General features: G+C 65.8%; 14 protein-coding genes. 3 read left to right on the plus strand and 11 right to left on the minus strand.

What is annotated here, in order from left to right; genetic code table 11:
• Positions 1 to 135: 135 nt before the first annotated feature.
• Both R2834_18190 and R2834_18195 read left to right on the plus strand, forming a co-directional pair.
• On the plus strand, positions 136 to 1,866 hold the full coding sequence (locus R2834_18190) for a GMC family oxidoreductase (protein ID MEZ4702270.1): 1,731 nt from the start codon (positions 136 to 138) through the stop codon (positions 1,864 to 1,866).
• Positions 1,867 to 1,915: 49 nt separating this feature from the next.
• The gene (locus tag R2834_18195) at positions 1,916 to 3,427 is read left to right on the plus strand and encodes a GMC family oxidoreductase (GenBank protein MEZ4702271.1); all 1,512 of its coding nucleotides are present in this window, start codon (positions 1,916 to 1,918) and stop codon (positions 3,425 to 3,427) included.
• Between the two features lie 177 nt (positions 3,428 to 3,604).
• On the opposite strand, the gene R2834_18200 is transcribed toward R2834_18195, so the two are convergent.
• Positions 3,605 to 4,882: a serine hydrolase domain-containing protein gene (locus R2834_18200; GenBank protein MEZ4702272.1), complete on the minus strand. Its 1,278-nt coding sequence runs from the start codon at positions 4,880 to 4,882 to the stop codon at positions 3,605 to 3,607.
• 285 nt (positions 4,883 to 5,167) lie between these two features.
• On the minus strand, positions 5,168 to 6,298 hold the full coding sequence (gene moeB / locus R2834_18205) for a molybdopterin-synthase adenylyltransferase MoeB (protein MEZ4702273.1): 1,131 nt from the start codon (positions 6,296 to 6,298) through the stop codon (positions 5,168 to 5,170).
• Between the two features lie 146 nt (positions 6,299 to 6,444).
• Between moeB and R2834_18210 the strand changes: the two genes are divergently transcribed.
• The gene (locus R2834_18210) at positions 6,445 to 7,449 is read left to right on the plus strand and encodes a hypothetical protein (protein ID MEZ4702274.1); all 1,005 of its coding nucleotides are present in this window, start codon (positions 6,445 to 6,447) and stop codon (positions 7,447 to 7,449) included.
• Between the two features lie 132 nt (positions 7,450 to 7,581).
• Here R2834_18210 and R2834_18215 read toward each other — a convergent pair whose 3' ends face one another.
• From R2834_18215 to R2834_18255, 9 genes are all read right to left on the minus strand, one after another.
• A complete protein-coding gene (locus tag R2834_18215; GenBank protein ID MEZ4702275.1) occupies positions 7,582 to 8,571 on the minus strand; it encodes an NADPH:quinone reductase in 990 nt (329 codons plus the stop codon).
• 86 nt (positions 8,572 to 8,657) lie between these two features.
• Positions 8,658 to 9,347, minus strand: a complete 690-nt coding sequence (gene mtgA, locus R2834_18220; protein ID MEZ4702276.1) for a monofunctional biosynthetic peptidoglycan transglycosylase — start codon at positions 9,345 to 9,347, stop codon at positions 8,658 to 8,660.
• Positions 9,348 to 9,472: 125 nt separating this feature from the next.
• On the minus strand, positions 9,473 to 11,731 hold the full coding sequence (locus R2834_18225) for an inorganic phosphate transporter (GenBank protein ID MEZ4702277.1): 2,259 nt from the start codon (positions 11,729 to 11,731) through the stop codon (positions 9,473 to 9,475).
• A gap of 106 nt (positions 11,732 to 11,837) precedes the next feature.
• Positions 11,838 to 12,521, minus strand: a complete 684-nt coding sequence (locus tag R2834_18230; protein MEZ4702278.1) for an amidohydrolase family protein — start codon at positions 12,519 to 12,521, stop codon at positions 11,838 to 11,840.
• Positions 12,473 to 12,799 carry a hypothetical protein gene (locus R2834_18235; protein ID MEZ4702279.1) on the minus strand — a complete coding sequence of 109 codons (327 nt, stop codon included), beginning with the start codon at positions 12,797 to 12,799 and terminating at the stop codon, positions 12,473 to 12,475. The genes R2834_18230 and R2834_18235 overlap by 49 nt, the downstream gene beginning before the upstream one ends.
• A 184-nt stretch (positions 12,800 to 12,983) precedes the next feature.
• Positions 12,984 to 14,282 (minus strand): amidohydrolase, encoded by a 1,299-nt coding sequence (locus tag R2834_18240; protein MEZ4702280.1) that lies wholly within the window; start codon positions 14,280 to 14,282, stop codon positions 12,984 to 12,986.
• Between the two features lie 58 nt (positions 14,283 to 14,340).
• Complete coding sequence (locus R2834_18245; protein ID MEZ4702281.1) at positions 14,341 to 14,766, minus strand: rhodanese-like domain-containing protein; 426 nt, start codon at positions 14,764 to 14,766, stop codon at positions 14,341 to 14,343.
• A gap of 59 nt (positions 14,767 to 14,825) precedes the next feature.
• The gene (locus R2834_18250; protein ID MEZ4702282.1) at positions 14,826 to 16,301 is read right to left on the minus strand and encodes a DUF1501 domain-containing protein; all 1,476 of its coding nucleotides are present in this window, start codon (positions 16,299 to 16,301) and stop codon (positions 14,826 to 14,828) included.
• Between the two features lie 57 nt (positions 16,302 to 16,358).
• On the minus strand, positions 16,359 to 19,127 hold the full coding sequence (locus R2834_18255; protein ID MEZ4702283.1) for a DUF1553 domain-containing protein: 2,769 nt from the start codon (positions 19,125 to 19,127) through the stop codon (positions 16,359 to 16,361).
• Positions 19,128 to 19,176: the final 49 nt, after the last annotated feature.

A 19,176-nucleotide genomic window follows, 5' to 3' on the forward strand; every position in this document is an offset into this window, starting at 1 on the left:
CACACGCCAGCATCGGGCGTCGGTTCCGAACCCGGAGGTTCACGCCCTCCCGGGGTTTCCATTTTCCACGCCGTGGCCTATCGTATGGGCGGAACGCCATCCATCCCCAATCCACACCACGTTACGCATTCGTTCATGCCAACGACCTCCCCTACGCACGCCGGCACCGTCCACATCGCGCGCCCCGCCGAGCCGTTCGACGCGATCGTCGTCGGCTCCGGCATGTCCGGCGGTATCGTAGCCAAGGAATTGACCGAGCAGGGGCTCAAGGTGCTCCTGCTGGAACGCGGCCGGCACTACGAACATGGCGCCGGATACACGACCGAACACCGCGCTCCCTGGGAATTTCCCTACCGCGGCGAGGTGCCGCCGGCGGAGGAGCGGCGCGATTATGCCGTCCAGAGCCTCCACTACTCCTTCAGCGACGCCACCCGGCGCTATTTCATCAAGGATAGCGAGCGGCCGTACGTGCAGGAAGCGCCGTACCGCTGGATCGCCGCCAACATCGTCGGGGGGCGCTCGATCCTCTGGGCCCGCCAGTCGTACCGCTGGAGCGACCTCGACTTCGAGGCCAACGCCCGCGACGGGGTGGGGGTAGACTGGCCGATCCGGTATGCGGACGTCCTGCCGTGGTATGAATACATCGAGCGGTTTGTGGGGATTACGGGGTCGGCCGAGGGCCTGCCGCAGCTGCCGGACAGCCTCTTCCTGCCGCCGATGGAGATGAACGTCGTCGAGAAAGCGGCCAAGGCCGGCATCGAAGCCCGCTTCCCCGAGCGCAAGCTGATCATCGGCCGCGCCGCCGTGCTGTCGCAGGCGCACAACGGCCGCGCCGCCTGCCACTACTGCGGCCCCTGCGAGCGCGGGTGCTCGACGGCATCCTACTACAGCACCCTCGGCGTGGCGCTCCCCGTGGCGATGGCGACAGGCAACCTGACGCTGCGCCCGGACAGCGTCGTCCACAGCGTCATCTACGACGCCGGCACCAACCGGGCGACGGGCGTGCGCGTCATCGATGCCAACACAAAGGAGATGACCGAGGTCTCGGGCCGGCTCGTCTTTCTCTGCGCCTCCACCCTCGGCACGGCGCAGATCATGCTCAACTCCACCTCGCGCACATTCCCGAACGGCATCGCCAACTCGAGCGGCGTGCTCGGGCACTATCTACTGGATCATCATGCCCACCTCGGCGCGTCCGGACAGATCGAGGGCTACGAGGATCGCTACTACTACGGCAACCGCCCGAACGGCGTCTACGTCCCGCGCTTCCGCAACGTCAACCGGGCGACGCGCCGGTCCGACTACCTCCGCGGGTTCGGCTTTCAGGGCAGCGCGTCGCGGTCCAGCTGGTCGCGCGGCCGATCGATGCCGGGCTTCGGGGCCGATTTTAAACACGCCCTGCGCGACCCGGGCCCCTGGCAGCTTGGCCTGGGCGGCTTCGGCGAGACGCTCCCGAACTACGACAACCACTGCCGGCTCGACCCGGACACGGTCGACGCCTGGGGCATGCCCATCCTGCGGCTGAATGTGACGCGCGGGGAAAACGAGCGCGCCATGCGCAAGGATATCCTCGCCACGGCCGGCGAGATGCTGGAGGCCGCCGGCGCGAAAAACATCCGCACCTATGAAAACGAAAGTCCGCCCGGTTTCGGCAACCACGAGATGGGGTCCGCGCGGATGGGCCGCGACCCGAAGACCTCCGTGCTCAACGGCAACAACCAGACACACGACGTCCCGAACCTGTTCGTGACCGACGGCGCCTGCATGACGTCCTCGGCGTGCCAGAACCCCTCGCTGACCTACATGGCGCTCTCCGCGCGAGCGGCTCACTTCGCCGTGGACGCCATGAAACGCGGCGATCTGTGACGCAGCGGTCCGCTGATCGGATTCGTCCACACACCCCCCGTACCCGCCCATGCCTTCCTACGATATCGCCATCATCGGCACCGGCGCCGGCGGCGGGACGCTGGCCTATGCGCTCCGCGACGCCGGCCTGTCGATCCTCCTGATCGAACGGGGAGACTACCTCCCGCAGGAGCCGGAAAACTGGGACCCCGAAGCCGCGTATTTCCGGAGCCGGTACAAGACCACCGAGACCTGGGAAGACGCTGCCGGCAACGCCTATCGCCCCGGCATCCACTACTACGTCGGCGGGAATACCAAGGTGTACGGCGCGGCCCTGCCGCGATTCCGGAAGGAGGATTTCGAGGCGCTGGAGCACGAGGGCGGCACCTCGCCGGCGTGGCCCGTCACGTACGACGAACTGGAGCCCTATTATGCCGAGGCCGAGCGGATCTTTGGGGTGCATGGCGAAGCCGGCGGCGACCCGACCGAGCCGCCGCGCTCCGGGCCGTATCCGCATTCCCCCATCCCCCACGAGCCGTACATCGCCGACCTGTCCGCTCGGCTCCGGCGTCAGGGCCTCCACCCGTTTTATTACCCTATGGGGATCGACCTGCGCCCCGGCGGACGCTGCATCCGATGCAAGACCTGCGACGGCTTCCCCTGCCAGGTCCTCGCCAAAAGCGACGCCGACACCCGGTGCGTCCGCCCCGCGCTGGAACGTCCGAACGTGACGTTATGGACCCGCGCCAGGGCGCGCCGGCTGCTCACCGACGCATCCGGCCGGGTGGTGACGGGGATCGAAGTGGAACGGGACGGCGCGGTGGACACCGTGACGGCCGGCACCGTCGTCGTCGCGTGCGGGGCCGTGAATTCGGCGGCGCTGCTGCTGCGCTCGGCCAATGGCGCGCATCCGAACGGGCTGGCGAACAGCTCCGGACTCGTCGGGCGCAACTACATGGTGCACAACAACGCCGGCCTAGTGGCGATCGACCCGCGCCGGCGCAACGACGTCGTCTTCCAGAAAACGCTGGCGATAAACGACTTCTACCTCAGCAGTCCGGGCTTCCCCTACCCGATGGGCAACCTCCAGCTGGTGGGCAAGGTGCAGCCGGCGATGATCGCGCCCGTCAAACCCCACGTGCCGCGCTTCGCCCTCAAGATGATGACGGACCGGAGCATCGACTGGTGGGTGATGTCCGAGGACCTCCCCGACCCGGCGAACCGCGTCGAGGTGACGCCGGCCGGCGGGATTCGGATTCACTGGAAGGCGAACAACCTCGTCGCCCACAAAAAACTCCAGGAAGCCGCCACGACGATGCTCAAGGATGCCGGCTATCCGTTCGTCTTCATCGAGGAGATGGGCATCGCCACCAACTCGCACCAGTGCGGCACCGCCCGCTTCGGCGCCGATCCCGCCACCGCCGTCCTGGATCCCTACTGCAAGGCGTACGACCTCGACAACCTCTACGTGATGGACGCCTCGTTTTTTCCGTCCTCCGCCGCCATGAACCCCGCCCTCACCATCGCCGCCCAGGCCCTCCGCGTCGCCGAGACCATCGCACCCCGTTCCCCAAAACCGTAGGTCGGGTTAAGGTCCCCAACAGGGACCGAAACCCGACACCATCCATTCGAACCCGACACCATCCATTCGAACCCGACACCATCCATTCGAACCCGATGCCATCTATTCGAACCCAACCCCATCCATCCGAACCCGACGCCATCCATTCGAACCCGACGCCATCCATTCGAACCCGCGTCATTCAAGCAACGCCTGGTAAATCGCGACACGGAGCTTGTCGTGATCGTCGATCTGGCGCGCCGGGATGAGCTGGGTGAAATACACCACCACGAGATCCTCCTTCGGGTCGACCCAGTACGTCGAATGGTACGCCCCGCCCCATCCGAACTCGCCGAGCGTACCCGGCGTCCCGCGATCCCCCAGATCCTCCAGCACCGAAAACCCGAGCCCGAAGCCCACGCCGGGCGTGCCGTAGGGGATGTCGCGCAGGTGGCTCACCGTCATCAACTCGACGCTCTTCGGCGAGAGGATGCGGTGCCCGTTGCCCACGCCGCCGTCGAGCATCATCTGCAGAAAGGCCGCGTAGTCGCGGGCGGTCGAGAGCAGGCCGGCGCCGCCGCTGAAGCTCTTGCGCGGGCCCTTGACGTACATCCCCTGCCCCACCATGTGCCCCGGATCCGGCGCCTTTTCGATCCCCGAACCATCCTCCTTCGACGAATAGACCGTTGCGAGGCGGCCGGTCTTGTTCGTCGGGAGATAAAAATGCGTGTCGTTCATCCCCAGCGGCTCGAACAGGCGTTCGCGCAGAAACGCGTCGAGTGGCATGCCCGAGGCCTTCTCGACCACCGCGCCGAGGATGTCCGTATTGTAGCCGTAGACAAAACGCTCACCGGGCTGCGCGTCCATCGGCAGCGCGCCCATCCGTGCGACGGTCGCCCCGACCGGCTCGTCGCGATCGGCGAAATACCAGCCCTGGATGCCGGCCTCCTTCCATTGATCTGCCGCCGGCCCGCCGCCGTAGCCGATGCCGGCCGTGTGCGTAAGCAGGTCGCGGAGCGTGATCGGGCGCTTCGCCGGCACCACGTCGTAGCCGCCGCCTTCCTTTGGCACCGCCACCGTCGTGTTCGCGAACTCGGGGATGTAGGTGCTGACCGGGTCGCTGATGAGCAGCTTCCCCTCTTCCTGGAGCATCATGATGGCGACGCTGACCGTCGCCTTCGACTGGGACGCGATCCGGAAGATCGCATCCTCCGGCATCGGGGCGCTGGACTCCACATCGCGCTGCCCGAAGGCCTTGAGGTAGGCGATCTGCCCGTGCCGGGCCACAAGCACGACCGATCCGGACATCTGGCCCCGATCGACATAGCCCTGCAGGACATCCGTCAGCCGCTCCAGGCGCTGTGTCGAAAAACCGAGCTCCTCCGGCGCGGCGACCGGCATCTGCTGCGCGCGGAGCGACAGCGGGGCGAGAAACAGGACCAGAAGAAAAAAGGCGAGGCGGGACGGGGCGTGCATGGTCGGGGCGGGTGCGTGGCTGGGAGTGTCTGGATCGCCAAACTACGACGTGTACGACAAATTCGGTACTACGCGGCGTCGCTGAGGCATACCGGCAGTCCGCCTGAACGTCAAACCGTGATCGTCAAACGCGATCCTCGATTTTACGCACCATAACCTCAGGTCTTCCGATGCAGGATAAGGGGATGCAGGATCACCGATCAAACGCACGGTTATTCGGTAAACATCCTGCATCGTGTATCCTGCATCCCTAGATCGCCACGCTTACCCGCGCAACGTCCCCCATCAGTACGCCGGCACCGACGGGTCCACCTCCTTGCTCCACGCGATGATGCCGCCCTTGAGGTTCGAGACCCGGGTGAAGCCGGCGTCAACGAGGAGTTGCGCCGCCTGGGCCGACCGGGCTCCCGAGCGGCAGTGGATAACCACGGCTTGATGGCGGTAGGCTTCCAGCTCCTCGAGGCGCATCGCCAGTTCCCCCAGCGGGATCAGGAGATCGGCGCCCATGCTGGCGGCTTCGGCTTCGGCGGGGTTGCGGACGTCCAGCAGGAATGGGGCCTCGCCGTCTTGCCGGCGCGCGTGCAGCTCCTGCACGGTGATCTCGGCGACGGCGCCTGCCGGCGGGATCCCGCAAAACGCATCGTAATCGATAAGGGTCGTCTGGGTGGGATGGTCGCCGCAGACGGGGCACTCCGGGTCGCGCCGCACCTTCCACTCGCGAACCTTCATCGATAGCGCATCCACCAGCATGAGCCGGCCGATGAGCGGCTCGCCGATGCCCAGGATCAGCTTGATCACTTCGTTGGCCTGCATCGTCCCGACCATGCCCGGCAGCACGCCCAGCACCCCGCCCTCGGCGCACGACGGCACCAGGCCGGGCGGCGGCGGCTCGGGGAAGATGCACCGGTAACACGGCCCGCCTTCGGCGGCAAAAACCGAGACCTGCCCCTCGAACCGGAAGATGGAGCCGTAGGCGTTGGGTGTACCGGTCAGCACACAGGCGTCGTTGACGAGGTAGCGGGTAGGAAAATTGTCGGTCCCGTCCGCCACGACATCGTACCGGCGGATGAGGTCGAGCGCGTTTTCGCTGGTCAGGTGGACCGGGTGGCGTTCGATCCGGATATGCGGGTTGAGGTCCGCCAGCCGTTCGGCGGCGGCATCGAGCTTGCGCCGGCCGACGTCCTGCTGCCCATACAGCACCTGCCGCTGCAGGTTGGTGGCATCGACGGTATCAAAATCCACCAGCCCGATCCGCCCCACGCCGGCCGCCGCGAGGTAGAGCGCGAGCGGGGCGCCGAGGCCGCCGGCGCCCACCAGCAGCACCGAAGCCGCCTTGAGCTTCTCCTGGCCCGCCTCGCCGACATCCGGAAGGATGAGGTGCCGACTGTAGCGTTCGCGTTCTTCCTGTGTGAGCATGGCGTCCTCCGTTGAACGTAAAACCTTCATCCTTCTACCGTCAATCCCCTCAGAGTTTCTCCCCGTTCGCGCTTCGCTGTAACCTCTTTCGCCTCCCTTCCGTCTGATCCATCATCCTTCCTTTTTTAAACCAGCACCTTCGCATCATGGCACGCTTACGCTTTGCCTCTCTCGCCGGCCTCCTTCTCTTCGTAGCCGGCCTCAACACCGCCCTGGCGCAGCAGCGCTTCGATCACGACGAAGTCATCGAACAGCGCTTCGACGTCGGACGCAACAGCACGCTGACGATCGATTCGGACCTCGGCTCCATGATCGTCGAAGGCTCGAAAGGCAGCGAAGTGATCGTCCGCATCGTGAAGGGCATGAACGGAGGCAGCGAACGGGACGCGGAGGAGCAGTTCGATAAATTCACGGTCGAGTTCGACGCCTCCAGCCGCGGCGTCGAGATCATCGGTCGCTACGACCGTCCGCGCAACTGGCGGGGCTGGGGCAATCGCAGCCTGCAGGTCCGCTACGAAATCGAGGTGCCGTCCGATATCGACGTCGACCTCAAGACCGCCGGCGGCAGCATTCAGGTGGCCGACATCGACGGCGAAGCGCTGCTCCACACCTCGGGCGGCTCGCTCGTGTTGAAGAACATCGGCGGCATCGTCGACGCCCGCACCAGCGGCGGCTCGATCGAGGCGAACGGCCTCGGCGAGCGCAGCAAGCTGCGGACCTCGGGCGGCAGCATCAAGGTCGCCAACGCCGGCGGCCCGGTCGACTGCCAGACCTCCGGCGGCTCGATCACGGTCGAACGCGCCGACGGGGATGTCGACTGCCAGACCTCCGGCGGCTCGATCCGCATGATGGAAATCGCCGGCGCCGTCAACGCCACGACCTCCGGCGGCAGCATCGTCGCAGAGATCATCGGCCAGCCGGCGCAGGACATGAACCTGCGCACCTCCGGCGGCTCCGTCACCCTCCGCATGGATGACAACGTCCGCGCGACGCTGGACGCCCAATCCTCGGGCGGCTCCGTGAAATCCGATCTCGCCGTCTCGGTCCGCGGCGAAATCAAGCGCGACAAGCTTCAGGGCGAAATCAACGGGGGCGGCCCCCTCCTCACCCTCCGCAGCTCCGGCGGCGGCGTGCGGATCGTGGAGAATTGATCAGGGATTAGCGATCAGGGATTAGCGATCAGGGATTAGCGATTAGCGATTAGCGAACAAGGATTAGCGATTTGTGAGTAGGAAAAGCGCCCACAAATCCCCCCTCCTTGTTCGCTAATCCTTGTTCACTAATCATAAGAGTTTCACCAGTATCCGTCCGGGTTCTCGTCCCTTCTCGACGGCCTCATGTGCTGCGGCGACGGCCTCCAACGTAAACACGCTCCCGATCTCAAAACCCGGCCACCCGGCCTCCAGCGCCTCGTTCAACCCGCGCGCTGCCGCTGCCTTCGCTTCAGCCGGAAAGTCGTCGCTCCCGAGAAAGAACACGCTGATGTTTTTGAAAACCAGCGGCCAGAACGGGATTGCCGGCGCGGGGTCGCCCGTGGCATAGGTGGCGATGGAGCCACCCAGCGCAAGCAGTTGCTCGTCGATCGCGATGTTGGCGTGGAAGGCGACCTCGATCACGTGGTTGACCCCATCCGGCGCAAGTCGCCCGATGTGCTCGACCACTTCGCCGGCAGGGCGGCCGTCGGTGCGTACGAATGCGTGCGCGCCTGCCCGTTGCGCGACGGTCTCATCATGCTCCGACCGAACGGTCGCGATGACGCGGGCTCCCGCATGCCTGGCGAGAGCGACCGCGCACTGGCCCACCGCGCCCGCTCCACCCTGCACCAGCACGGTTCGGCCCTCGACCGGCCCGGCCGCGAAGACGGCGCGATGGGCCGTGATGCCGGGAATACCCAGACACGCCCCCTGCTCGAAGGAAACCCGTGCGGGAAGCGGAATCGCTTGATCGGCCGGCACGATGACATACTCCGCGGCGGTCCCGAACGGGCGATAACTTTGCGCGCCAAAACACCATACGCGCTCGCCGACGCGCGCCGCCGGCACATCCGTGCCGACCTGGTCGATGGTGCCGGCCCCATCGCTGTGAGGAATCACGCGCGGATACGGCATCCCCACGCCAAATGTATCCTGGCGCTTCTTCACGTCACCGGGATTGATGCCGGAAGCGGCCACCCGGATGCGCACCTCGCCTGCGCCAGGCAGAGGATCCGGCATATCACCGATCACCAGCACGTCGGCGGCAGGTCCTTGTCGTTCATACCAGGCGGCTCTCATATGCGATTGTTGGTCAAAGGTTGATACACGGTGATGGGCTCAATACCTCGCAAATCGGAATTCCTTGTTCGCTAATCACGACGCAATCACCGCACCAGACACGCCGCGAACGCCTCTACATCGTCCATCTGCGCCACGATGCCGGAGGCGCGCCGGCCGAGGTAGCCCGAGGGACGCCCCGGATTGGAAGTGAGCGGCGAAGGCAGGGCCGCCGCCAGCAGGGCCGCCTCGTAGCGACTGAGCTGGGCCGCCGACTTGCCGAAGTAGTGCTGCGCCGCCGCTTCGGCCCCGAACAGGCCGTCGCCCCACTCGGCGATGTTGAGGTACACCTCCATGATGCGCCATTTCGGCCAGAACAGCTCGATCAGCACGGTAAAATAGGCCTCCACGCCCTTGCGCACCCACGTGCGCCCCGGCCAGAGAAAGGCGTTTTTGGCCGTCTGCATCGAGATCGTCGAGGCCCCGCGAACCCGGTCGCTCCGCTCGTTGAAGTCGCGTGCTTTCTCGATGGCCTCCCAGTCGAATCCGTTGTGGAGGCAGAAACGCTGATCTTCGGCTGTGACGACGGCCAGGGGCAGCGCGCGGTTCACCGTCCGTATACGCAGATCCCGGCTGTCGACCGTCTTGCCGCGCAGCGTGTCACGTATCATCAGGAACGTAAAGGGCGGGTCGACGAAACGATAGAGCAGGACCCAGAAGAGGCTCGCCAGAAAAAGAACCACGCCGGCCCAGGCGAGTCCTTTCGCCACGCGGCGAAGCCCGACGCGCCATAACATCGGGCGCGAGGGGGCAGAGTCGGTTGATTCGAGGGTGGACGCAGGCTCCATGGAGGCGGTAGGTATGCCCCGAACCTACGGACCGCGCCGCGTCTTGTTCAAGTCCGGCGCCGCAAGGCGTTGCGTCAGGCGACGGGCTGGGCGATGAGGGAAGGCTCCTCGCCGTTGGTGCGGCTCTCGAAGAAGCCCAGCAGCCGGCCGGACACCAGCACGAAGTCCTTCGTCTCGAGCAAGAGCGTAAAGTAGAGCCCCGTGTTGATCTCGTTGTACTTACGCGCCTTGATGCCGGCAACCTGCCGTTCCACACCCAGCTCCACGACCGCCAGCACTTCGTCCTTGCGCGTCACCAGATGCTCCGCGTGGGTCCACTCGCCGCGCGCGATGCAATCCTTCAACTCATGCAGATAGCCGATGGTCTGGCCGAAAAGGTTGTCCAGGTCCGCATGCTGGTTGTTGGACAGCGGCTTGTGGCTGTTGTCGATGTGGGTTCTACAGGAATAGACGATGGAGCGGCACGAACGCAGCATGTCGCTCAGGTAGTCGTAGACCGCGATGTACGCTTTGCTGCCCGACGTCTCCTCCTCTTCGACCCGGCGGATGTATTGCGGCAGCGTGTCGCCCAACCCCTCGTTTCGTTCGATGAGTCGCTTGATCTTCTTGTCGGTCTTTTTGAGCAGGCCGCTGTCTTCCTTGACGAGCCCGGTCAGGGCATGCTGGAGTGCGCCGGCCATCTGATCGAGCACCTCGACGATGTGTTCGCCGGTTTCCTTGAAGACCTGTTCCACCGGCAGCGACTCGCGGGCATAGACCGACCGCCGCTCGACGGCTTCCTCTTCCCGCTCGCGGTGGAGGATGTTGCTCCGCCAGATCATGAAGCCCGCCAGCGCGATGAGCCCCACCAGTCCGAACATCCCGCCGTAGTGCAGTACGAACGCGAAGAGACCCGCTACGAGGAGCGCGACGACCGCCGTGATGAGCCATCCGCCGATCACGTTCAGAACGCCCGAAACGCGAAACACCGCGGTATCGCGATCCCAGGCCCGGTCTGCCAGCGAAGCGCCCATCGCCACCATGAAGGTGACATAGGTGGTCGACAGCGGCAGCTTGAGCGAGGTGGCCATGGCGATCAGGATGCTCGCGAGGGTCAGGTTGACCGACGCGCGCACGAGGTCGAACGCCGGCGCATCCGGATCGTCCGTGCCGGCCGGGCGCTCGAAGTTGCGGTCGATGCGGCGGCGCAGCACCCCGGGGATCAGCGCCGAGAAGAAGCCGGCGATCTCGCGGGCCCCACGGACGATCGAACGGGCGATGGGGTTGGGCGCAAACCGCTCGACGCCTTCGCCCTGACGGCCGAGGCTCACCTCGGTCTCCGTCACGGTCCGCGCCTTCCGCGAGAACCACAGCGTGAGCACCATCACGAGGCCGGCCGTCAGCAACAGCCAGGTGTTGGTCCGCACCGGCTGCTGCAGGCTATCCATCAGAAAAGCGTCCGCCGCGACGCCCGACTGGTTCCAGGCGATAAACGATTCCAGACCCGCGATCGGCACGCCGATAAAGTTGACGAGGTCGTTGCCCGCGAAGGCCATCGCCAGCGCGAACATCCCGGTCAGCACGACGACGCGCAGTCCGTTCACTTTCATCCAGAACAGCAGCTGCATCCCGATCGTGAACACGACGAACATCCCGATCAGAAGCGACCACGTGTGCGTATTCACCCAGGCCAGGAAGCTGTCGCTCACGAACGAGGCGCCCTTGAAGCCCTTCATGAGCAGGAAGTAACACACGCCCGTCAGCGACAGGCCGGCCCATAACCCGCCGACATACGGGAGGCGCTTTTCGTACTGAAAGCTGAAGAGCAGCCTCGAGAGGTACTGGGCGAGGAGTCCGGTTACGAACGCGATCCCCACGGACACGAAGATCCCGGACACGATGCCCAGGGCGCGACCCGAATTGATGTACAGGGCCAGGGCATCCGATCCGCCGCCGGAAGCGGCGATCTTGAACAGCGACACCGCGAAAGCGGCCCCGAGCAGCTCGAAGACGATCGAGACGGTGGTGGACGTCGGCATCCCCATCGTGTTGAACATATCGAGCAACACGATATCCGCCAGCATGACCGCGGCGAAGATGACGATGACCTCCGCGAAAGTGAAGTGCTGGGGATTGAAGATGCCGCTGCGCGCCACCTCCATGAGGCCGCTCGAAAAACTCGCCCCGATGAACACGCCGACGCTCGCGACGATCAGGATCGTTCGCGCCGTGGCGACGCGCGATCCGATGGCCGAGTTCAGGAAATTGACGGCGTCGTTACTGACGCCAACCACGAGATCGAGCACTGCCAGGATGAGCAGCACCCCTACGAAAACCAGGTAATATTCGGTCATAGCGAGAGCCGGAGCAATCGATGGGGTTACTCCACGACGAAATTACGCCAGCCTCGCGCCTCTCTGTGTTAAGCCAACGTTACCAATTTCACCCTCCGCGCAACCTTCACGCACCCCGACCGACCGTGCGTTCGATCGTGTCGAGCTGCTGCTGGATCATCTCTTCAGACAACCAGCGGCCGCGCACCATCACGCCGGCGCGGTCGCGGAGGTGCCGCACGTCGTCAAACGGGTTCTGATTGACGAGCACCAGATCGGCCCGATGCCCCGGCGCGACGAGGCCGAAGGTGTCCTGCTCCCGGAAGTACTCCCCGACCCGCGCCGTGCCGGTGCGGTAGATCGCATAGGGCGACATGCCGGCTTCCGCCATCCGCTCCAGCTCGTTGTGCAGCGAGAAGCCCGGCACGCTGAAGATCTGCGGGGCGTCGGTGCCCATGAGGATGCGGGCGTCGGCCTCGTGGAGCGCGGCCAGCAGCTTCATGCGGTTGGCGATGCGGTGCGTCGCCGCCGCCTGGTCGAAGGCCGGGTTCGCGAGCCGGCGCTCCACGCCGGTGATCCAGCTCTCCACCATGGACGCCGGCATGTATTTCAACTCGGGGAGGTTGCGCATCTTCTCCATGTCGGGCACGCCGTAGATGGACTCCCACAGCACCATCGTGGGGATCACCCAGGACCCGGACTCCACCGTGAGCCGGACAGCCTCCGCCAGCTTCTCGTCGGTGACCGGCCGGTCCGTCGCGTTCATGAAGATCGTGTAGCCGTCGATGTGGTCGAACGTCTCCTGCCCCATCTCGTGTTGAACATATCGAGCAACACGATATCCGCCAGCATGACCGCGGCGAAGATGACGATGACCTCCGCGAAGCGAAGTGCTGGGATTGAAGATGCCGCTGCGCGCCACCTCCATGAGGCCGCCGAAAAACTCGCCCCGATGAACACACCGACGCTCGCGACGATCAGGATCGTTCGCGCCGCGGCGACGCGCGATCCGATGGCCGAGTTCAGGAAATTGACGGCGGCTGTTACTGACGCCAACCACGAGATCGAGCACTGCCAGATGAGCAGCACCCCTACGAAAAACCAGGTAATATTCGGTCATAGCGAGAGCCGGAGACCGATGGGGTTACTCCACGACGAAACAGCGCCAGCCTCGCGCCTCCCCGTGTTAAGCCAACGTTACCAATTTCACCCTCCGCGCAACCTTCACGCACCTGACCACCTGTGCGTTCGATCGTATCGAGCTGCTGCTGGATCATCTCTTCGGACAACCAGCGGCCCTGGCACCATCGCCGCCGGCGCGGTCATGGAGGTGCCGTACTGCCGCCGAACGGATTCGACCGATGAGAGCAGCACCGATCGGCCTGATGCCCCGGTGCGACGAGGCCGAAGGTGTCCTGCTCCCGGAAGTACTCCCCGACCTGCGCCGTGCCGGTGCGGTAGATCGCATAAGGCGACATGCCGGCTTCCACCATCCGCTCCAGCTCGTTGTGCAACCAGGGCCCGGCACGCTGAAGATCTGCGGGCGCCGGTGCCCATGAGGATGCGGGTGCTGCCTGTGGAGCGCGGCCAGCAGCTTCATGCGGTTGGCGATGTAGGTGTCGCCGCCGCGTGGTCGAAGGCCGGTTTCAGGAGGCCGGCGTTCCACGCCGGTGATCCAGCTTTCCACCATGGACGCCGGCATGTATTTCAACTCGGGGAGGTTGCGCATCTTCTCCATGTCGGGCACGCCGTAGATGGACTCCCACAGCACCATGGTGGGGATCACCCAGGCACCGGACTCCACCGTGAGCCGGACGGCCTCCGCCAGCTTTTCGTTGGTGACCGGCCGGTCCGTGGCGTTCATGAAGATCGTGTAGCCGTCGATGTGGTCGAACGTCTCCTGCCCCATCTCGATTGCGTGCGCCAGCCCCACGTCGTCCGGCACGTGCCCGCCGAACCGGATGCCGACTTCATGGGCGGTTTCCGCCATGGCGTCGTATTCGGCGCGCGTCAGGCCGGGATGCACCTTGAGCAGATCCCATCCTTCCATCTTCTGCTGGCGGACCTTCGCCTCGGCCTCGGCCGGCGAATTGATGGCATTGCCGTTGAAGCTCGGCCCCGCCAGGTAGAGGGTCGGCGCAACGATTTCGCCGGCGTTCGCCTTGCGGCGGATCTCGAGCTGCCCGTCGTGCCCCAGCATGCCGCGCACCGTCGTGATGCCGTTGGCGACATACATGAACAGCACGGCATCGGTATACGCCTGCGGGTCGGACGGCGGCGGGATGTGCCCGTGCATTTCGGCGAGGCCCGGCATCAGGTACTTGCCGCGCCCGTCGATCCGCGTCGCGCCCTCGGGCACGTCGACCTCATTCGCCGGCCCCATCGCCACGATCCGTTCTCCCCGCACGATCACCGTCTGGTCGTCGAGGATGCGTTCGGCATCCATCGGCGCGACGCGGACGTTGGTGAAGGCGACCACATCGGCCGAGGTCTCTTGCGCCTGCGCCGGAATGGGTTCGTTGGCGCAATTCAGCGATAAACTGGCTATCAGAAGAAGAAGGAGCGTTCGCATGGGTTCGGGCAGGATGATGGGTGAGGGTCTGCGTACGCGTCGGCGAGGGCCGGCGCGATCAATACTGGGGAACGGTCGGGTCGATCTCCTGGCTCCAGGCCTGGATGCCCCCCTTGAGGTTTATCACGTGGGTAAAGCCGGCATCGACCAGCTCCTGCGCAGCCTGCGCGGAACGCCGGCCGGTGCGGCAGTGCACCACGATGGGCTGGTCGCGGTAGGCCGCAAGCTCGCCCATGCGGGCCGGCAGCTCCCCCAGCGGGATCAGCAGGTCGGCGCCCATGGAGGCGATCTCGACTTCCTCCGGGTTGCGCACGTCCAGCAAAAACGGCGCGCTGCCCTGCTGACGAAGCGCATCGAACTCCTTCACCGTCATCTCGCCCACCACGGCAGGCGACGATGGAGGCGGAGGCGGCGCGGCCGATTCCTCCTGCTGGGCACAGCGGAGGCTTACTAGGGCGAGCAGCATGAACAGGATGGTTCGCATAAAGGTATCCGGGATGAATGAATGACAGGCGCGATGGTCGTGCCAGGGGTTCGAGGGCGTCAGGCGAGCAGATCGCGAACGACTTCCCCGTCGACATCCGTCAGCCGGAAGTCGCGCCCCTGGAAGTGGTAGGTCAGCTTCGTGTGGTCGAACCCGAGCTGGTTGAGCACGGTAGCCTGAAGGTCGTGGATGCTCATCCGGCCAGAGACGCCGGCATAGCCGATCTCGTCGGTTTCGCCGTGGGTGTAGCCGCCCTTGAACCCGCCGCCGGCAGCCCACATCGTAAAGGCATCACCCTGATGGTCGCGCCCGACGTACGGGTTGTCCTGGCCGGTGCGATTTTCGAGCATCGGCGTGCGGCCGAACTCGCCGCCCCACACGATGATGGTCTGATCGAGCAGGCCGCGCTGCTTGAGGTCCAGCAGCAGCGCCGTCGTCGCGCGGTCGGTTTCGTTGCACCGGTCGATGAACCCGTGCAGGAGCGCCTCGCTCTTGCCGGCGCCGTGGGCATCCCATCCCCAGTGAAACAGCTGGACGAAGCGGACGCCGCGTTCCACGAGCCGGCGCGCGAGCAGGCAGTTGTTGGCATACGACGCCTTGCCGGGTTCCGTGCCGTACATCTCGTGGATATACGCCGGCTCCTCGCCGATGTCCATGGCTTCCGGAACCGACATCTGCATGCGGAAAGCCATCTCGTACTGGGAGATCCGGGTGAGGATCTCGGGATCCCCCACCTGCTCGTGCTGCATCGTATTGATCTTGTTGATCGCATCGATGGAGCGCCGGCGGAGGTCGCGGCTCATCGGGTCCGGGTCCGACAGAAACAGCACCGGATCGCCCTCGGAACGGCACTGGACGCCCTGGAACACGCTCGGCAGGAAACCGCTGCCCCAGGCGCTCTTGCCGGCGTCGGGGTCGTTGGCGCCCGATACCAGCACGACATAACCGGGCAGGTTCGCGTTTTCGGAGCCGAGGCCGTAGGTGATCCACGCCCCCATGCTCGGCCGCCCCATGCGCGGGGTGCCGGTATGCAGCAGCAGCTGCGCCGGCGCATGGTTGAACTGATCCGTGTACATCGCCTTCATGAACGTCAGCTCGTCGGCGACGGTCTGGAGGTGCGGCAGCCGGTTCGAGATCCAGGCGCCCGACTCGCCATGCCGCGCGAAGTCGGCCTGGGGCCCCAGCATCTTCGGCACCCCCTTGATGAAGGCGAAGCGTTTGCCCTCCAGCAGCGACGGCGGACAAAGCTGGCCGTTGAGCTTCGCCAGGTCGGGTTTGTAATCGAACAGCTCCAGCTGCGACGGGGCGCCGGCCATGTGCAGAAAGATGACGTGTTTCGCCTTCCCGGGAAAATGCGGCATACGCGGCGCCAGCGGGTCGTCCGATGCGACGCCCGCTCCGGGCATGGCGCCGATCGCGCCCCCGAGCAACGACGACAACGCCGCCGCGCCCAGGCCGGTCGTGCAGCTGCGCAGGAAATGCCGGCGCGTCACGAATTCATAATAGGCATGGCGCGCTTCGTCAGGAATGCTCATGGTGGCGGTTGGATGGGCGAGGCGTGTGGGGAAGGACGCTGGATACGGGATCCAGCCTCAGGACTTCGTGACAAACGCATCCAGATTGAGGATGGCGTTGGCGACGACGGTCAGCGAGGCGTCTTCCGGATTTTCGGGACGGCGGTCGGGGCCGACCTCCACCGGGCCGTCGGCCGGCGGGGCGTCGTACTCGAAGTACGCATCTTTATAGAGCTCCACGAGCACGGCGAGTTCCTCGGGCATCGGATCGCGGGCGAGGGCCAGCCGGTAGCCGTGGCGCAGCCGCGCCTCGAGCGTCGCGCCGCCCTCGTTCTTCATCCGGCCGGCCAGATGCTCGGCCGCCTCCACATAAACCGGGTCGTTGAGCGTCACCAGCGCCTGCAGCGGCGTATTCGTGCTGATGCGGCGCGAGACGCAAAACTCGCGGCTCGGGCTGTCGAACGCGATCATGGACGGGTACGGACTCGAGCGGCGCCAGTAGGTATAGAGCCCGCGCCGATACTGGTCGCCATCCGTATCCGTCACCCACTTTTCGCTGCTGTAGGGCACGTGCCAGATGCCGTCGGGCTGATAGGGAAACACGCTGGGGCCGCCGATGGCGGGATTGAGGAGTCCGCTCACGAAGAGCGCCTCGTCGCGGATCTGCTCCGCGGAGAGCCGCACGCGGGGGCCGCGCGCGAGGAGGCGGTTCTGCGGGTCCTCCGCCAGCAGCGCCGGCGAGACGTCCGAACTCTGGCGATACGTGGCCGACGTCACGATCTCCTTAAGCAGCGATTTGACGCTCCAATCCAGATCGTGCATGAACGCCAGCGCGAGCCAGTCCAGCAAGGCCGGATGGCTCGGGTCATCGCCCTGGCTCCCGAAATCCTCCACCGTCGCCACCAGACCGTAGCCGAACAGCTGCTCCCAGAACCGGTTCACGATGACCCGGCTCGTCAGCGGGTTCTCCTCACCCACGATCCAGCGGGCGAGGCCCAGGCGGTTTTTTGGCTGATCGAAAGCGAGCGCCGGCAGCGACCCGGGCACCGCCGGCTCCACCGCCTCGCCCGGATCCAGCCAGTTGCCGCGGTTGAAGACGTGCGTCGTGCGCCGCGCATCGCCTTCCAGCTCGCGCAGGATCGGCGTGCGGGTCTCGGGCTCGATGGCCTCCAGCGCCGCCCGGTTGGCAAGCAGGGACGCCTTCTCCGCCGGCGTCAGATCCAGCGCGTCGTGGAAATAGAACCAGTGGATGTTGAACAGGCTGCCGTCGCCCCGCCGTTCGAAGCGGAAATAGACATCGTGCCGGCCCTCGACCGGCTTGACGGGCGCGCGCAGCGTCTCGTAGTTCTCCCAGCCGTTGGTCGGCTCGAGCCCGATGCGCCCGATCGACGGCCCGTCGGGGCGGTCGAGACGCACGTCGACAAAGCCGCCCAGGGCGGCGGACGAGAACCGGATCGACAGCGCGTCCTTGTTCGTGAGGTCGACATCCTCGAACAGCACAAAACCGCCGTGCTTCACCGAGCCGATGCGCTGGCCATCGGCCGAGACGCCGCTGGACGAATCGGCCACGCCGGCCAGGAGCCGGCCGCCGGGAAACAGCGCCCGGTCGCGGCGCACATCCCACGTGGCGCGCGCGGGCGCCGGCGCGGTGCCTTCCGCCGCCGTCACCGCATCGATCAGCGCGCCGAGCCGGGGCAGCAGGCTGTCGGCGAAGGTGGTCAGGGTCGGCTCCTCGTCGGGCTGGTCGCGGTCGGCCGTGTTGTTAAAAAAGGCCAGGAACGCGTAGTAGTCCTCGTGGCGAAACGTGTCGTACGGATGGCTGTGGCACTGGACGCAAGCCATCGTGGTGCCCATCCAGACCTCCCAGGTGGTGTTGACCCGGTCGATGACGGCGGCCGTCCGGAACTCCTCATCGTCCGTGCCGCCCTCGTCGTTGTTCATCGTGTTGCGATGAAACGCCGTGGCGATGAGCTGCGACTCGGTGGCGTCGGGCAGGAGGTCGCCGGCGAGCTGTTCGATCGTGAACTGGTCGAACGGCATGTCGGCGTTAAACGCGTCGATGAGCCAGTCGCGGTATTTCCAGATCGACCGGGGACCGTCTTTTTCGTACCCCTTGGAGTCGGCGTACCGGGCGAGGTCCATCCACATGGACGCCCAGCGTTCGCCGAAGTGCGGGCTCGCGAGGAGGCCGTCGACCGCCCGCTCGAACGCATCCGGGGCGCGGTCGGCGCAGAAGGCGTCGGTCTCCGCCGGCGTGGGCGGCAGCCCGACGAGGTCGAGGCTGGCGCGGCGTAGCAGGGTGCTGCAGTCGGCCTCGGGGGACGGGCGCAGGCCCTCCCGTTCGAGCCGGTCCAGGATGAAGCGGTCGACTTCGTTGCGCGCCCACGAGGCGTTGCGGGGATAGGGCGGCTCCGCCGGCTCGGGGGCGATGTAGGCCCAGTGCGTCTCCCACGCCGCGCCCTCGTCGATCCACCGGCGCAGCAGCGCGATCTCGTCTTCCGAAAGCGGCGGATGCTCGTACGGCATCCGCTCCTCCGGATCCTCGTGGAGCACCCGCACGATCATCTCGCTGGAATCCGCGAGGCCCCGGACGATGGCGGGTTTGCCGGACTTGTTCGTCTCGAACGCGTCCGCCTCGAAGAGCAGGCTGAACTCGCCCGACTGCCGCACGCCGCCGTGACACATCAGGCAGTTGTCGTTCAGGATCGGCCGGATTTCGCGGTTGAAGGAGACCGGCTCCGGCCGATGGAGCCACATCCTGAGCGGCCCAAAGGCGATCAGGGCCACCAGCGCGATGCCGGCGGCGCCCAGTACGGCGGGATGTCGTAACGATACGCTGGATGCCATAAACCCGATGCTGAATGCCGGTACGCCGCGCCATCACCCGTTCGAGGGT

Source organism: Rhodothermales bacterium, from assembly GCA_041391505.1.
Classification (GTDB): domain Bacteria; phylum Bacteroidota; class Rhodothermia; order Rhodothermales; family JAHQVL01; genus JAWKNW01.

Coding starts and splice junctions, on each gene's coding strand:
- R2834_18190 (MEZ4702270.1), top strand. CDS start 136: ATGCCAACGACCTCCCCTACGCACGCCGGCACCGTCCACATCGCGCGC.
- R2834_18195 (MEZ4702271.1), top strand. CDS start 1,916: ATGCCTTCCTACGATATCGCCATCATCGGCACCGGCGCCGGCGGCGGG.
- R2834_18200 (MEZ4702272.1), bottom strand. CDS start 4,882: ATGCACGCCCCGTCCCGCCTCGCCTTTTTTCTTCTGGTCCTGTTTCTC.
- moeB (MEZ4702273.1), bottom strand. CDS start 6,298: ATGCTCACACAGGAAGAACGCGAACGCTACAGTCGGCACCTCATCCTT.
- R2834_18210 (MEZ4702274.1), top strand. CDS start 6,445: ATGGCACGCTTACGCTTTGCCTCTCTCGCCGGCCTCCTTCTCTTCGTA.
- R2834_18215 (MEZ4702275.1), bottom strand. CDS start 8,571: ATGAGAGCCGCCTGGTATGAACGACAAGGACCTGCCGCCGACGTGCTG.
- mtgA (MEZ4702276.1), bottom strand. CDS start 9,347: ATGTTATGGCGCGTCGGGCTTCGCCGCGTGGCGAAAGGACTCGCCTGG.
- R2834_18225 (MEZ4702277.1), bottom strand. CDS start 11,731: ATGACCGAATATTACCTGGTTTTCGTAGGGGTGCTGCTCATCCTGGCA.
- R2834_18230 (MEZ4702278.1), bottom strand. CDS start 12,521: ATGGGGCAGGAGACGTTCGACCACATCGACGGCTACACGATCTTCATG.
- R2834_18240 (MEZ4702280.1), bottom strand. CDS start 14,282: ATGCGAACGCTCCTTCTTCTTCTGATAGCCAGTTTATCGCTGAATTGC.
- R2834_18245 (MEZ4702281.1), bottom strand. CDS start 14,766: ATGCGAACCATCCTGTTCATGCTGCTCGCCCTAGTAAGCCTCCGCTGT.
- R2834_18250 (MEZ4702282.1), bottom strand. CDS start 16,301: ATGAGCATTCCTGACGAAGCGCGCCATGCCTATTATGAATTCGTGACG.
- R2834_18255 (MEZ4702283.1), bottom strand. CDS start 19,127: ATGGCATCCAGCGTATCGTTACGACATCCCGCCGTACTGGGCGCCGCC.